This is a genomic window from Streptomyces sp. SCSIO ZS0520, assembly GCF_025643355.1.
GTDB lineage: Bacteria > Actinomycetota > Actinomycetes > Streptomycetales > Streptomycetaceae > Streptomyces > Streptomyces physcomitrii.
The window spans coordinates 5,663,559-5,677,631 of sequence record NZ_CP092644.1; the positions used below are offsets into that span (position 1 = coordinate 5,663,559).

Genomic DNA, 14,073 nt, shown 5'->3' on the forward strand with positions numbered 1-14,073 from the left:
CACCACCCGCACGCCCACACCTCACGAAGGGACCGAAACCATGGCAGGGACAGCACAGGGGACCGCGGTGGACGCCGATGTCATCATCGTCGGCGCCGGACCGACCGGGCTGATGCTCGCCGGTGAACTCCGGCTCGGCGGCGCCCGCGTCATCGTCGCCGAACGGCTCGCCGAGCCCACCGGGCAGTCCCGCGGGCTCGGCTTCACCGCCCGTGCGATGGAGATCTTCGACCAGCGCGGGCTGCTGCCCCGCTTCGGCCAGGGCGAGACCCTGGAGACCAGCCCGATGGGCCACTTCGGCGGCCTGCAGTTCGACTTCACCACCCTGCCCGGCGCCCACTTCGGCGCCCGCGGCATCCCGCAGTACCAGACCGAGGCGGTACTGGAGGAGTGGGCGGCCGGGCTCGGCGCGGACATCCGCCGCGGCTGGGAGTTCCTGGAGCTGGCCGAGGGCTTCCTCACCGGCGAGGGCGTCGAGGTCACCTTCGGCACCCCCGAGGGCGTACGCACCCTGCGCGCCGCCTATCTGGTCGGCTGCGACGGCGGCGGCAGCCAGGTCCGCAAGGCGGCCGGTTTCGCCTTCCCCGGACTGCCCGCGACCCGCGCGATGTTCCTCGCCGATGTCACCGGCCTGAACCTCAAGCCCCGCTTCCTCGGCGAGCGCCTGCCGCACGGGATGGTGATGGCGGCCCCGCTCGCCGAGGGCGTGGACCGGATCATCGTCTGCCCGCACGGCACCCCCGCCCGCGACCGCGACGAGAGCGTCACCTTCGAGGAGGTCGCCGCCGCCTGGCAGCACATCACCGGCGAGGACATCAGCCACGGCGGCGCCGACTGGGTCAGCTCCTTCTCCGACGCCGCCCGCCAGGTCGACAGCTACCGCCGCGGCCGGGTGCTGCTCGCCGGGGACGCCGCGCACATCCACCTCCCCGCCGGGGGCCAGGGGCTGAGCACCGGGGTGCAGGACGCCGCCAACCTCGGCTGGAAGCTGGCGGCCACCGTCGCCGGGCGGGCGCCCGCGGGGCTGCTCGACAGCTACCACACCGAGCGGCACGCGGTCGGCAGCCGCCTGCTGATGAACACCCGCGCCCAGGGCTTCGTCTTCCTCGGCGGCGAACCGGCCGACCCGCTGCGCACGGTCTTCGCCGAACTCCTCGGCCACGAGGAGGTCAAGCAGCACCTGGCCGGGATCGTCAGCCACCTCGACGTCCACTACGCGGCCCCCGAGGGCGCCCACCCGCTCACCGGCCACCGGCTCGGCGAGCACACCCTGGTCGGCAAGGAGGGCGAGAGCGCTGTCTTCGCCGAACTGCACGGCGGGCGTGGCCTGTTGCTCGACCTCGCCGACGACGCCGGGGTCCGCGCGGCGGGCGCGGGACTGACCGACCGGCTCACCACCGTCACGGCCACCCTCAAGTCCGCCCCCGGCGACGCCGACCGCCTCGACGGCGTCCGCGCCCTCCTGGTCCGCCCGGACGGCTATGTGGCCTGGGCGGGGGAGACCACCGAGGGGCTGGCGGAGGCCGTACGCCGATGGTTCGGCGAGGCCTCGCCCGCCTGATCCCGACCGCCGCGAGCACCGGCGCCCGCCCGCACGGGTGCCGGACCCCCAGGGCGGTGCGCCGGGTACGTGGCGCACCCGGCACACCGCCCGCCCCCCTGCGAGGCCCCGGCCTCGCCCCTTCGAGGCCTCGGGAGACCCGGCCATGACGGCGCTCGGCAGCACGCCCACCGGCGACACGGACCCGCCCGCACCGGAGCCCCCGGCACCGGACCCGCCCGTACCCGGCGCCTTCTCCACCGGGGTCCGCCGGATCACCCTCGACGCGGGCGGCCTCGACCTCTCCGCGCTGCTGAGCGAGCCCGAGCAGGGCCCGCCCCGGGCCACCGTCGTCGCGGTGCACGGCGGCGGCATGAGCGCCGGGTACTTCGACGGGCAGGCCCACCCCGAGCAGTCCCTGATGACGCTCGGCGCCCAACTCGGCTACACCGTCCTGTCGGTGGACCGCCCCGGCTACGGCAGCTCCGCCGCGTGGCTCCCCGAGGGACTCACCCTCGGCGAGCAGGCGGTGGTGCTGCACGCCGCCCTCGACGACTTCCGCCGGCACTACGCCCACGGGGCCGGGCTCTTCCTGCTCGCCCACTCGCTCGGCGGCGCCCTGGTGATGGCCACCGCCGCCGGGGCCGAGGCGGACCGCGCCCTGCTCGGACTCGACGTCTCGGGCTGCGGCCACCGCTACGCCGTCGTGCCGGACCAGGGCCGGACCACCCGCAGGAACACCCTGCGGCACTGGGGTCCGCTGCGGCTCTACCCGCCGAACACCTTCGCCAAGAGCACCGGCCTGGTCGCCCCGGTCCCGGCCCGCGAGGCGGGTGAACTCGCCCGCTGGCCCGAGCTGTTCGCCGCCCTGGCGCCCCGGATCAGCGTGCCGGTGCGGCTCACCTTCGCCGAGCACGAGGCCTGGTGGCGGCACGGCGAACAGGACTTGGCCGACCTCGCCGCCCAACTCACCGCCTCACCACGGGTCCTGGTGGAGCGTCAGCCCGACGCCGGGCACAACATCAGCCTGGGCTGGGCGGCCCGCGCGTACCATCTGCGCTCGCTGGCCTTCCTGGAGGACTGCCTCACCCACACCGGCCGGGAGTGAGCGGCCGTGCCGCCCGCCGGGGTCTTCCGCACCGCCCGCCGCCGAGCGGGGCCCGAGGCGTACCCGGGGCCGTCGGCCGCGCAGGGCGGCAGGCACCGCCGCCCGCGGACGGGAGGTCCCCTGCCGTGACGTCCACCCGCGCCCCGCTGCCCGCGCCCGGCACCTACCAGCTGTGGGTCTTCGACTCCCTCACGGAGGAGGGGATCCCGGCCACCCGCGCCGAGGCGGGACCCGAGGCGCTCGGCCCCGAGGAGCGGCGCCGGGCCCGCCTCTTTAGGCGCCCCGCCGACCGCAGGCAGTACGAGAGCGCCCATCTGGTCCTGCGGCGGCTGCTCGCCGACCACACCGGACTGGCCCCCGAGCGGCTGGAGTTCGGCCGCGAGGGCGGGCGGCGCGGCAAGCCCCGCCTGCTCGGCTCGCCGGTACCGGTGCACTTCTCGCTCTCGCACAGCCACGGCCTCGTCGCGATCGCCCTCGCCGCCGATCCGGTGGGCGTGGACGTCCAGCGGGTGCCGGGGGCGCGCACCGTCGAGCGGTGCCTGCCCTCGCTGCACCCCGCCGAGCGGGCCGAACTCACCGCCCTGCCCGAGTCGGAGCGCCCGGACGCCTTCGCCCTGCTGTGGACCCGCAAGGAGGCCTACCTCAAGGGACTCGGCACCGGGCTCGCCCGGCCGCTCGCCGCGGACTACCTGGGCAGCGGCGGCCTCGCCGCCCGCCCGCCGGACTGGACCGTGCACAACACCGCCGCCCGCCCGGGGCACGCGGCAGCCGCCGCGCTCCGTACACCCGCGACCGGATGACAGCCGGGCGCGTACGCCACCACTGGGGGAAGGGACACCATGGCGACAGCCACCGAGGACACCGACCACCCGCGCGCACTCGCCGCGGAACTCGGCGCGCGCAAGGAGGAGGCCCGGCAGGGTCCCGACCCGCGGGCCACCGAACGCCAGCACGCCAAGGGCAAGTTGACGGCGCGTGAGCGGATCGACCTGCTGCTCGACAAGAACAGCTTCACCGAGGTCGAGCAGTTGCGCAGGCACCGGGCGACCGGCTTCGGCCTGGAGGCGCGGAAGCCGTACACCGACGGGGTGGTGACCGGCTGGGGCACGGTCGAGGGCCGGACGGTCTTCGTCTACGCCCATGACTTCCGGATCTTCGGGGGCGCCCTCGGCGAGGCGCACGCCGCGAAGATCCACAAGATCATGGACATGGCGCTGGCCGCCGGGGCGCCGCTGGTCTCGCTCAACGACGGCGCGGGCGCCCGGATCCAGGAGGGCGTCTCCGCGCTCGCGGGCTACGGCGGCATCTTCCAGCGCAACACCCGCGCCTCGGGCGTCATCCCGCAGATCTCGGTGATGCTCGGTCCCTGCGCGGGCGGCGCCGCCTACAGCCCCGCGCTCACCGACTTCGTCTTCATGGTCCGCGACACCTCCCAGATGTTCATCACCGGGCCCGATGTCGTCCAGGCGGTCACCGGCGAGGAGATCAGCCAGAACGGGCTCGGCGGCGCCGAGGTGCACGCCGGTACCTCCGGGGTGGCCCACTTCGCCTACGACGACGAGGAGACCTGCCTCGCCGAGGTCCGCTACCTGCTGTCCTTCCTGCCGTCCAACAACCGCAGCATGCCGCCGCACCTGCCGAGCGCCGACCCCGCCGACCGGCCCGGCGAGCGGCTCACCGAGGTGGTGCCGGCCGACGGCAACCGCGCCTACGACGTCCGGGAGGTGATCGAGGAGGTCGTCGACGACGGCGAGTACCTGGAGGTGCACGCCTCCTGGGCGCCCAATCTGGTCTGCGCCCTGGCCCGCCTCGACGGGCATGTGGTCGGCGTGGTCGCCAACCAGCCGAACGCCTTCGCCGGGGTCCTCGACATCAGGGCGAGCGAGAAGGGCGCCCGCTTCGTGCAGTTCTGCGACTCCTTCAGCATCCCGCTGGTGACCCTGGTCGACGTGCCGGGCTTCCTGCCGGGCGTGGACCAGGAGCACGAGGGCATCATCCGGCGCGGCGCCAAGCTCCTGTACGCCTACTGCAACGCCACCGTGCCCCGGGTCTCGGTGGTCCTCCGCAAGGCCTACGGCGGCGCCTACATCGTGATGGACTCGCGCTCCATCGGCGCCGACATCGCGCTCGCCTGGCCGACCAACGAGATCGCCGTGATGGGGGCCGAGGGCGCCGCCAACGTGGTCTTCCGGCGCGAGATCGCCGCCGCCGCGGACCCCGGGGAGATGCGCGCGCAGAAGATCAAGGAGTACCGGGAGGAGCTGGTCCACCCCTACTACGCGGCCGAACGCGGTCTCGTCGACGACGTCATCGACCCCCGCGAGACCCGCGCGGTGCTCTGCCGCGCGGTCACCATGCTGGCCGCCAAGGACGCCGACCTGCCCCGCCGCAAACACGGCAACCCGCCGCAGTAGCAGGGCGGTTGCCCCTGCTCACCAGGCGGCTGCCCCGGCTCGCGGGGCGGTCGCGACGGCTCGTACGGGAGCGGTCGCGCGGGCGGAAGCGGGCAGCGCGTACGGAATCGGCAGCGCGTACGGAATCAGCAGAGAGGTGAGGCGAATGTCCGAGCGGAACACGGGTGCGGCCGGGGAGCCGGAGAGCGGTGAGGGCGGCCGGGAGACCCCCTGCCGCCAGTTGCTGAGGGTGGTGCGCGGCAACCCGGCGCCGGAGGAACTCGCCGCGCTCTCCGCCCTGTTGTTCGCCCGGCTCTCGGCGCTGGAGGCACAGGCGGCCGGTCCCCTGGGGCGGGCGGTGGCCGGCTGGCGGCGCCCCGAGCGCGGCTCGATGTTCGACGGCCCGCGCACCTGGCGCGGCACCGGATCCGCCGCGCACCCGACCGGCGGGCGGTAGGGCCCGGGAGGCCGGTGGCGGGTGCCGGGAGAGTCCCGCCGCCCCCGCGGGCCCCGGGACGCGCGGAGGCCGCGTACGCGCCGGGCGTACGCGGCCTCCGCGGCCGGGAGACGGGCCGGGGGCGGGGTCTCACCGGCCGCCCCGGCCGCCGGGGTCAGGCGTCGAGGGCCGCCACGATGCCGTCCCAGAGGGCGACCCGGGCGCGCAGCGCGGCGGTCACCGTCTCGGCGGCCTCCTGCCACTTGGCCTCGTCCTCGCCGCACAGGTCGGCGACCATCGCCATGGCCATCGGGGTGTGCTCCTCCCCGTCGACCTCGATGTGCCGGGCCAGGTACTCGCGGAAGGTGGCGAGCTTGCCGCCCTGGTCGTCGACCTTGATGACCTGGTCGAACATCTCCGGGATCAGGTCCTCGCGGCCGAAGGCGAAGGCCGCGGCCCGGCAGTGCAGCGGGGCCCCCTCGATGAAGTCGAAGGTGGCGTTCACGAAGGTGGCGGCCGCCGCCGGGACCGAGGCGCCGACCAGGGCGGTGCGCACGCCCTCGCCGCCGCGGATGCGGTCCAGGAAGTTGTTGATCACGGTGACGTCGGCGCCCGCCTCGGCCATGCCGTTGACGTACAGCTCGAAGTGGCTGATGAAGCCGTCGCCGAGCTCGTCGCTCTCCTCGACCAGGACGATGTCGTTGATCAGCCGCCGGCTCTCCGAGCTGCCCTGCGGCACCCAGGGCACGTCCACGCAGGTGAGGCTGCGCTGGAGGCTCTTCAGGAGGGACATGAAGTCCCAGACCGCGAAGACATGGTTCTCGTTGAAGGTGTTGACGTCTTCGAGCGTTGCAAGGCGGTGGTAGATCGGGTGCTTCACCACTTCGAGGCGGGCGTCGTCGATGACTTTCCGCAGTTTCTCGATGGAAGCGTTCTCTTTGCCCCAGTCGTAGCGCGACACAGAAATGTCTCCCGTCCAAAGAATGCTGTGTGTTCGATCTGTTCCAGTGCGTTCGGCGAGCACTATGGCCGCATCTCACAGTGCCCGGCAAGGGGATGTGAGGACGGGCAATAGGGGTGAAGCGGGCGGCTGACGCGGTGTCCCATGGGGTTTTCCGGCGGCGCGCTGTGCGACTGCGGGATTTCCGCCCTTGCACGCCGGGGTGCTCTTCGGCGCGGTCGGCCGTGATCCCGCGGCCGGGTTCCGGTTCTGCCGGGCTCCGCGCCGAACGGCTTGTCCTGGCAGGTCAGTTGGGCTCTGATGGGGGAGCGGCGGTCCGGTTCCGCGGCGGCCCGGTGTGAAAGTTGGACCGCGTTGCGCCCCCTGGCCGATCGGGGGACCATCGGTCGCACTTCCCTGCGGACGGTGATTGCTGTCCGATTACCGCGAATCCAGGCGGCGGTGTTCTCCGTACCGAATACGGGAACGGCGTTCCTGCTTGTCCCCGAAATGGGATTCCGCATGCGCGCGCCGACAGGTCGGCACACCGGCTCGGCGATTTCTGGTCTCTTGCCGTGGACGCGAGAGAAGAAGACACGAGGGGGACTTCGAAATGCCCTGGGAAAAGAACGAGGCGGCCGGCGGGGAGACGAGCGGACGGGACGCGCGGATCGCCGCACGCGCCCGTGAGGAGAACTGGAAGAAGCCCCCGCGGCGCATCGAGTCCGCCGAGTGCATCACCTGCGACAGCTGCCTGCGCGGCTGCCCCGCGGAGTTCGGCGCCATCTTCGACCGCGGCCTCGACGTCGTCATCATCCCCGAGCTGTGCTCGGGCTGCCCGGCCTGCGTCCTGGAGTGCCCCGTCGACTGCATCTACGTCGACGAGGACTGGGCGCCCACCGACGAGAGCCTGTGGAAGCACATCGAGCTGACCGCGGACGGTGCCTGATGCCCTCACCGGCCGAACGCGGCCTGAGCCGCCGCGAGATCAACGCGAGGAAGCGGCAGAGCCGCAGACCCAGCAGGCACGGCAGCGCCGCCGGCGCGGCGCCCGGCCCCGACTATCCGCGCGAGGACGGCGTGGGCTTCCCCGGGCTGCTCGACCGCGCCTGGCGCGCGGCGCTCGCCGCCGAGGAGCTGCCCGCCGCGGTGGACGCGCTGCTCACCCTCGACGGGCACGTCCCCGGCGACATCCAGCTGCGCGCCCTGCGCACCGCCGACGAGGCCGCCCTGAAGGTGCTCTGCGGCGCCTCCTGGCGCGGGGTGCGCGACGGCGGCCAGGCGTCCGGCGCGTCTGCCGAGCGGGCCCAAGTCCCGCCGCAGGACGCGGTGTTCGACGGGGAGATCGCCCTGTCCACCACCGGCCGGATCCTGGTCCGGGTGCCCTCGCAGGGCCCGCTCGCGGAGAGCGGGAACCTGGTCGCCCCCGCCCTCCAGGTGCCCTGGTCCGCGGCGGATCTCGCCGCCTACCGCACCGAGTCGGCGCGGGCGGCGGCCCGCTACTCCTCGGCGGTGGTCGACTGCCGCCAGTGGCTCGCGGCGCACAGCACCCAGGCCCGCGAGGAACTGCTCGACCTGCTCAAGGACGCCGCCCTGCGCACCGCGCCCTTCGTGCTCTACCAGGAGGACCGGCAGTACACCAACTTCCGGGACCCCAACACCCTCACCGGCAAGACCCTGTGGCCCGGGCATCCGGACTGCGCGCTGAGCAGCCTCGCGGGGCTCCCGCTCGACCAGTGGTCGGACAGCGAGGCCGTCCTGGTGGTCTGCCTGACCCTGCTGGTGCGCTCCGCCTCGTACGCGCGCATCGAGGAGGCCAACGGCACCCAGCTCACCCCGGACCACGTCGGCCACCTCCTGGAGGGGGTGCGGCGCAACTACAACGCGCACTCCCGGGGCGAGGCGGTGCCGCCCGCCGCCTCGGCGCGGGTGGCCGACCTCGACGCGCTGGCCGGGGCGCTGCGCGCGCGCCGGACCGAGGTGCTCGGCGAGGTGCAGCTCTACCGGGAGATCCACGGCCCCCTGATGCACAAGATCGAGCGGACCGCCGCCCCCCGGGGCGCGGCCGCCCGCCACCGCGAGGCCGAGGTCACCGCCCGCCTCACCGAGGCGCTGCCGCTCGCGGGCGAGGACCTCGGCGCGCTCGCCGCGCACCTCGCCGAGTCCCCGGCCTGGCTGACCAAGCCGCACGGCGAGTTCCGCACCGGGCTCGAGGCGCTGGTGCACGCCTCGGTGGCCGCCTCCACCGAGGCCTTCGAGGCCGACTTCGCGATGAGCCGCGGCATGCGCTCGCTCGCGGGGCTGCGGGAGGCGCTGCGGGCGCAGGCCTGGGCGGAGATCACCGACTGGGGGATCACCGACTTCTTCTGCTGCGTGGTGCCCGACCCGGCGGCCCGCCGCCACTTCGGCGACTCGGTGGACCGGCTGGCCGACACGGCCTGGGCGATGTCCTCGCGGATGCAGTACAACTCCTGGCACTTCATCGCGGGCAATCTGCCGAAGGTGCCCGCGGTGGTGGCCCGGGACCACTTCGTCCCGCCGACCCTGCCGGACATCGCCTTCTACTCCGACCAGCACCACCACGGGCACGTCGCCGCCAAGGTCCGCTTCAGCATCCGCAGCCCGCAGGCGGTGGAGATCGACGGGCGCCGCTTCAACGGCTTCATGGACCTCCGGCTGCTGCGCTGCGAGGGCACCCCCTTCGGCGAACAGGACCTGCTCGCCGCCCACCGGGTCTCCGCCTTCGTCGCCGGGGCCACCGGCCTCGCCGCCGAACTCGTCGCCACCGGTGAGGAGATCGAGGTCACCTCCTTCGACTCGGCCTGGCACGGGGAGTCCGTCCGCGCGGCCGTGAAGGCGCGCGGCTGAGCCGGATGAGCCCGTCCGAGGCCGGATCCGTCCGCCCCGTCACCAGCGAGGAGACCCAGTTGACCGCCTATGGCATCGCCGCGACCCGGGCGCTGCTCGGCCGCGGGGAGCGCACCGCCACCGAGCACCTCGCCGCCCACCTCGCCGCGATCGAGGAACGCGACCCCGGCCTCGGCGCCTTCGTCGCGGTCGCGGGCGAGGGGGCGCTGCGGGCCGCCGCGGCCGCCGACGCCCGGCTGCGCGCGCTCGGCCCGGCCGCCTTCCAGGACCAGCCGCTGCTCGGCGTCCCGGTCTCGGTCAAGGACCTCATCCAGACCGGTGAACTCCCCACCCGCCGCGGCTCCTTGCTGCCCAACCGCCGCCCGGCCGCGGACGCCCCCGCGGTCGCCCGGCTGAAGGCCGCCGGGGCGATCGTCGTCGGCAAGACCACCACCTCCGAGTACGGCTGGAGCGCCAGTACCGTCAGCCGGGTCTCGCCGCCCACCCGCAACCCCTGGGACCCGGCGTACTCGGCGGGCGGCTCCAGCGGGGGAGCGGCGGCGTCGGTGGCGGCCGGACTGTGCACCGCCGCGCTCGGCACCGACGGCGCCGGATCGATCCGCATCCCGGCCGCCTTCTGCGGGGTGGTCGGCTACAAGCCCTCCTTCGGGCGGGTCCCCTACGTCCCCGCGGGCGCCGACCGGCTCTCCCACCTCGGCCCGCTGGCCCGCAGCGTCGAGGACGTGATGGAGATCGCCGCGGTGCTGCCGGGCCCGCACCGCCAGGACCCGGACTCCGGCCTTGGCGCCCTGGAGTCGCGTCCCGAGCGGCGCGGCCTCCGGGTCGGCTGGATCGAGTTCCCGGGCACCGCGCCCGAGGTGCGCCGGGTCAGCGAACGCGCCCTGGAGGCCCTGGCCGCCCTCGGGCACCACCCCGAGCGCATCGAGGTGCCCTTCCGCGACCCGTACCCGGCGCTCCTGGACATCCTCGCCGCCGCCGAGGCCGCCGGTGCCGCGCCCGGCGACGAGGCGGACGGCGACCCCGGGCGGCTGGCGGTGGTACGCCACGGCCGCGGGCTCGACGGGGCCGCGGTGATGCGCGCCGAGGAGGTCCGGATGGAGCTGCGCACCCGCCTCGCCGCGGTGATGGAGCGCCATGACCTCCTCGCGATGGCCACCGTCCCGGTGGAGCCCTTCGCCCCGGAGGCGATCGGTCCCGACTGGGCGAGCGACCCCGAGAGCCTGCTCTGGCTCGCCTGGAGCCCGGCCACCTACCCCTTCAACATGACCGGCCAGCCCGCCGTCTCGCTGCCCGCGGGCCTCAGCCGCGCCGGGCTGCCGGTCGGGGTCCAGCTGGTGGGCCCCGTCGGCGCGGACGCCCTGGTCCTCGACACCGCGCGGGACCTGGAGGCGGGACTCGGTCCGCTGCCCGAAGTACCCCAGCGCGTCTCCGAAAGGATGCTCTAGCGATGTACACCCGCAAGTGGTCCCGGCCCGCCGCCGAGGACGGAGTCGGCCGCAGCGACTTCGTCGCCGAGCACGGTCTGTGGGACGAGCGGCAGCGCGCCGCGGCCGCGGAGATCGAGGCCCACCTCGGCGAAGTCGACCTCATACGGCTGGTGTTCGGCGATCCGCACGGGCTCGCCCGGTCCAAGACGCTCACCGTGGAGGCCTTCCGCGCGGCCCTGCGCGGCGGGATGGACTACAGCCCGGGCCCCTTCCTCTTCGACACCGGCCACGCGGTCGCCGTCGACTTCCTCTCCGACCCGGGCGTGGACGTCCCCGAACTCCTCGGCGCGGGCAACTTCGTGGTCGTCCCCGACCCGGTGACCTTCCAGCTGCTGCCCGGCGGCGAGGCCCGTACCGCCTGGGTGATCGGCGAGGAGTACCTGCCCGACGGAAGGCCGCACCCGCTCTCCTCCCGGCACGTCCTGCGCAAGGTGATCGCGGCCTACGCGGCCCAGGAGTACACCCCGGTCCTCGGTCTGGAGGTGGAGTGGTACCTCACCCGCAGGCTGGAGGGCCCGGTGGGGAACGCGGGCAACGGCTTCGGCCTCCAGGGGGAGGCGCCCCGGGTGGCGGCCATGAACCCGGGCTACCAGTTCAACTCCGACAACGCCTTCGCCTCGGTGACCGCCTTCGCCCATCCGCTGAGCGCGCTCCTTCGCCAACTCGGCCTGCCGCTGCGGTCGATGGAGCACGAGTCGGGTCCGGGGCAGATCGAGACCACCTTCGCGCCGATGCACGCCCTGGACACCGCCGACGCCATGCTGCTCTTCCGCACCCTGGTCAAGCAGCGGGCCGCGCAGGGCGGTTACCACGCCACCTTCATGTCGCTGCCGCGTATCGACGGCTTCGACCCGAGCGGCTGGCATGTGCACCAGTCGGTCGTCGACACCCGTACCGGACGCAACCTCTTCGCCCCCGACGACCCCGCGGCCCCGCTCTCCGCCGCCGGACTCGCCTACGCGGAGGGCCTGTTGCGGCGCGCCCGCGAGCTGTGCCTGCTCTCGGTGCCGACGGTCAACGGCCACCGGCGCCTCGGCTCCGGCTTCTCGCTCTCGCCCACCCGGATCGGCTGGAGCCCGGAGGACCGCACCGCGATGGTCCGGGTGGTCGGCGCGGGCGGCTCCCGGCACCTGGAGAACCGCACCGGCGAACCCTGCGCCAACCCCTATCTCGCCCTGGCCGCCCAGCTGTTCGCCGGTCTGGAGGGCATGAACAGCGACTCCCTCGTGCCGCGCCCCGCCCTCGGCCCGGACGCCGCGGGCGCCGAGACGCTGCCGGGCTCCCTCGAGGAGTCCCTGGCCGCTTTCCGCCAGGGCAGCCCCGCCGATCTGCTCGGCACCCCGCTCGCCCGCTGCCTGGCCAAGCTCAAGCAGAGCGAGCTGGACCGCTTCCGCACCTGGGCCGAGAAGGAGCAGCCGCCGGAGGGCGAGGTCACCGAGTGGGAGCAGCGCGAGTACTTCGAGGCCTTCTGACCCGGCCTTGGGGGCTCAACTCCCTTACACACACTGCCAGTTCGTCCACCGACTGAGGGGCAGCCACCGATGATTCCCCGCTACACCCGGCCCGAGATGGCGGAACTCTTCTCGGACCAGGCACGCTACGAGACCTGGGTGCGGGTGGAGATCCTCGCCACCGAGGCCCAGGTGCGGCTCGGCGCCGTACCCGGCAGCGCCCTTGCGGACATGCGGCGCGCGCCCGTGCCGCTCGCCTCCCGGGTCGCCGAGATCGAGAAGGAGCGCGACCACGAGGTGCTCTCCTTCCTCGCCGCCTACTGCGAGGAGATCCCCGAGGAGTCGGCCCGCTGGGTCCACCTCGGCATGACCAGCTACGACCTGGTCGACACCGCGCTCGGCCACACCCTCGCCCGCGGCACCGACCTGCTGCTCGACGCGGCCCGCGCCCTGCGCCGGATCCTCGCCGAGCGGGCCGTGGAGCACTGGGACACCGTCTGCGTCGGCCGCACCCACGGGGTGCACGCCGAGCCCACCACCTTCGGGCACAAGCTCGCCGGGTACGCCTTCGCGGTGGACCGCTCGCTGACCCGGCTGCGGGCGGCACGCGAGGCGGTCGCGGTGGGCACGGTCTCCGGCTCGGTGGGTACGTACGCGCTGATCGACCCGGCGGTGGAGCGGCACGTCCTCACCGCGCTCGGCCTCGCGGCGGAGCCGGCGCCGAGCCAGGTGGTGGCGCGCGACCGGCACGCCCAGCTGGTGCAGGCGGTGGCCGCGCTCGGCGCCGTGGTCGAGCAAGTCGCCCTGGAGATGCGGCTGTTGCAGCGCACCGAGGTCCGCGAGGTGGAGGAGCGGCGCACCGGCGCCTACCAGGGCTCCAGCGCGATGCCGCACAAGCGCAACCCGACCACCAGCGAACGCCTGGTCGGCCTCGCGCGGCTGCTGCGCGGGCACGCCGGCACCGCCCTGGAGAACGTCGCGCTCTGGCACGAGCGCGACCTCGCCCACCAGTCCGTGGAGCGGGTGATCCTCCCGGACAGCCTGAGCGTGGGCCACTTCCAGGTGACCATGGCCACCGAACTGCTCACCCATCTCGCCGTCTTCCCCGAGCGGATGCGCGCGCACCTGGAGCAGACCGGCGGGCTCGTCTACAGCTCCGCCGTCCTCGCCGAACTGCTCGCCACGGGCACCGAACGCGAGAAGGCCTACCGGGGTGTGCAGGCGGCGGCGAACCGCACCCTGGCGGGCGGCGCGGACTTCGCCGCCGCGCTCGCCGAGGAGGGGATCGACCTCGGGCCACTGGGCCCCGAGCGCTTCCTCGGCCACCATGATGTGATCCGCGAGCGATTGGAGCAGCTACGTGACCTGGAAGATTGAGCGGGTACCGGGGGACGGCCTGGACCTGGACGAAGTCCTCACCGTCTACCGGGAGTCGGGGCTCGGCGAGCGCCGCCCGATCGAGGACCGGGAGCGCTTCGCGGCGATGCTGCGCGGGGCGAATCTGGTGGTCGTCTGCCGTACCGAGGAGGGGCGGCTGATCGGCATCGCCCGCAGCGTCTCCGACTTCAGCTATGTCACCTACCTCTCCGACATCGCGGTCAGCGCCGACTTCCAGCGCGCGGGCATCGGGCGGGCCCTGATCGCGGGGACCCAGGCCGAGACCCCCGGGGTGAAGATCGTGCTCCTCTCGGCGCCGGCGGCGGTCGACTACTACCCGCACCTCGGCTTCACCCGGCACGAGAGCGCCTGGATGCTCCAGCCCTGAACCCCCGAGGGATCGGGAGCAAGCAGAGCGCGGCCGTCTCCCCGGGGAGGCGGCCGCGCGGTCTTCTCTCTTTCTCTACGGTGGC

General features: G+C 74.1%; 12 protein-coding genes. 11 read left to right on the top strand and 1 reads right to left on the bottom strand.

Features of this window, described 5'->3' with window-relative positions:
- The first annotated feature begins 40 nt into the window (after positions 1–40).
- The 5 genes from MID12_RS22565 to MID12_RS22585 all read left to right on the top strand — a co-directional run bounded on the left by MID12_RS22565 (position 41) and on the right by MID12_RS22585 (position 5,498).
- The gene (locus MID12_RS22565; protein WP_263170326.1) at positions 41–1,561 is read left to right on the top strand and encodes an FAD-dependent monooxygenase; all 1,521 of its coding nucleotides are present in this window, start codon (positions 41–43) and stop codon (positions 1,559–1,561) included.
- Between the two features lie 145 nt (positions 1,562–1,706).
- Positions 1,707–2,648: an alpha/beta fold hydrolase gene (locus MID12_RS22570; protein ID WP_263170329.1), complete on the top strand. Its 942-nt coding sequence runs from the start codon at positions 1,707–1,709 to the stop codon at positions 2,646–2,648.
- A 125-nt stretch (positions 2,649–2,773) separates the two neighbouring features.
- The gene (locus tag MID12_RS22575; RefSeq protein WP_052482555.1) at positions 2,774–3,448 is read left to right on the top strand and encodes a 4'-phosphopantetheinyl transferase family protein; all 675 of its coding nucleotides are present in this window, start codon (positions 2,774–2,776) and stop codon (positions 3,446–3,448) included.
- A gap of 39 nt (positions 3,449–3,487) precedes the next feature.
- Positions 3,488–5,062 carry an acyl-CoA carboxylase subunit beta gene (locus MID12_RS22580; protein WP_263170332.1) on the top strand — a complete coding sequence of 525 codons (1,575 nt, stop codon included), beginning with the start codon at positions 3,488–3,490 and terminating at the stop codon, positions 5,060–5,062.
- 145 nt (positions 5,063–5,207) lie between these two features.
- The gene (locus tag MID12_RS22585) at positions 5,208–5,498 is read left to right on the top strand and encodes an acyl-CoA carboxylase epsilon subunit (protein ID WP_317633400.1); all 291 of its coding nucleotides are present in this window, start codon (positions 5,208–5,210) and stop codon (positions 5,496–5,498) included.
- 154 nt (positions 5,499–5,652) lie between these two features.
- Here MID12_RS22585 and MID12_RS22590 read toward each other — a convergent pair whose 3' ends face one another.
- Entirely contained in the window at positions 5,653–6,438 is a 786-nt protein-coding gene (locus tag MID12_RS22590; RefSeq protein WP_040253457.1) for a DUF3050 domain-containing protein, read from the bottom strand.
- Between the two features lie 592 nt (positions 6,439–7,030).
- Between MID12_RS22590 and MID12_RS22595 the strand changes: the two genes are divergently transcribed.
- The 6 genes from MID12_RS22595 to MID12_RS22620 all read left to right on the top strand — a co-directional run bounded on the left by MID12_RS22595 (position 7,031) and on the right by MID12_RS22620 (position 13,988).
- Positions 7,031–7,366 carry a 4Fe-4S ferredoxin gene (locus MID12_RS22595; RefSeq protein WP_040253458.1) on the top strand — a complete coding sequence of 112 codons (336 nt, stop codon included), beginning with the start codon at positions 7,031–7,033 and terminating at the stop codon, positions 7,364–7,366.
- On the top strand, positions 7,366–9,285 hold the full coding sequence (locus MID12_RS22600; protein WP_263170336.1) for a hypothetical protein: 1,920 nt from the start codon (positions 7,366–7,368) through the stop codon (positions 9,283–9,285). The genes MID12_RS22595 and MID12_RS22600 overlap by 1 nt, the downstream gene beginning before the upstream one ends.
- A 5-nt stretch (positions 9,286–9,290) precedes the next feature.
- Positions 9,291–10,730 (top strand): amidase, encoded by a 1,440-nt coding sequence (locus tag MID12_RS22605; RefSeq protein WP_078845181.1) that lies wholly within the window; start codon positions 9,291–9,293, stop codon positions 10,728–10,730.
- A gap of 2 nt (positions 10,731–10,732) precedes the next feature.
- Positions 10,733–12,244: a glutamine synthetase family protein gene (locus tag MID12_RS22610; RefSeq protein WP_263170339.1), complete on the top strand. Its 1,512-nt coding sequence runs from the start codon at positions 10,733–10,735 to the stop codon at positions 12,242–12,244.
- Between the two features lie 69 nt (positions 12,245–12,313).
- Positions 12,314–13,600: an adenylosuccinate lyase gene (gene purB / locus MID12_RS22615; RefSeq protein WP_040253465.1), complete on the top strand. Its 1,287-nt coding sequence runs from the start codon at positions 12,314–12,316 to the stop codon at positions 13,598–13,600.
- The gene (locus MID12_RS22620) at positions 13,584–13,988 is read left to right on the top strand and encodes a GNAT family N-acetyltransferase (RefSeq protein ID WP_263170342.1); all 405 of its coding nucleotides are present in this window, start codon (positions 13,584–13,586) and stop codon (positions 13,986–13,988) included. The genes purB and MID12_RS22620 overlap by 17 nt, the downstream gene beginning before the upstream one ends.
- Positions 13,989–14,073 lie beyond the last annotated feature (85 nt).

Bases quoted from the DNA above. Each gene is read 5' to 3' on its own strand.
- MID12_RS22610 (WP_263170339.1), top strand. From the start codon at position 10,733: ATGTACACCCGCAAGTGGTCCCGGCCCGCCGCCGAGGACGGAGTCGGC.
- MID12_RS22595 (WP_040253458.1), top strand. From the start codon at position 7,031: ATGCCCTGGGAAAAGAACGAGGCGGCCGGCGGGGAGACGAGCGGACGG.
- MID12_RS22605 (WP_078845181.1), top strand. From the start codon at position 9,291: ATGAGCCCGTCCGAGGCCGGATCCGTCCGCCCCGTCACCAGCGAGGAG.
- MID12_RS22580 (WP_263170332.1), top strand. From the start codon at position 3,488: ATGGCGACAGCCACCGAGGACACCGACCACCCGCGCGCACTCGCCGCG.
- purB (WP_040253465.1), top strand. From the start codon at position 12,314: ATGATTCCCCGCTACACCCGGCCCGAGATGGCGGAACTCTTCTCGGAC.
- MID12_RS22585 (WP_317633400.1), top strand. From the start codon at position 5,208: ATGTCCGAGCGGAACACGGGTGCGGCCGGGGAGCCGGAGAGCGGTGAG.
- MID12_RS22565 (WP_263170326.1), top strand. From the start codon at position 41: ATGGCAGGGACAGCACAGGGGACCGCGGTGGACGCCGATGTCATCATC.
- MID12_RS22570 (WP_263170329.1), top strand. From the start codon at position 1,707: ATGACGGCGCTCGGCAGCACGCCCACCGGCGACACGGACCCGCCCGCA.
- MID12_RS22600 (WP_263170336.1), top strand. From the start codon at position 7,366: ATGCCCTCACCGGCCGAACGCGGCCTGAGCCGCCGCGAGATCAACGCG.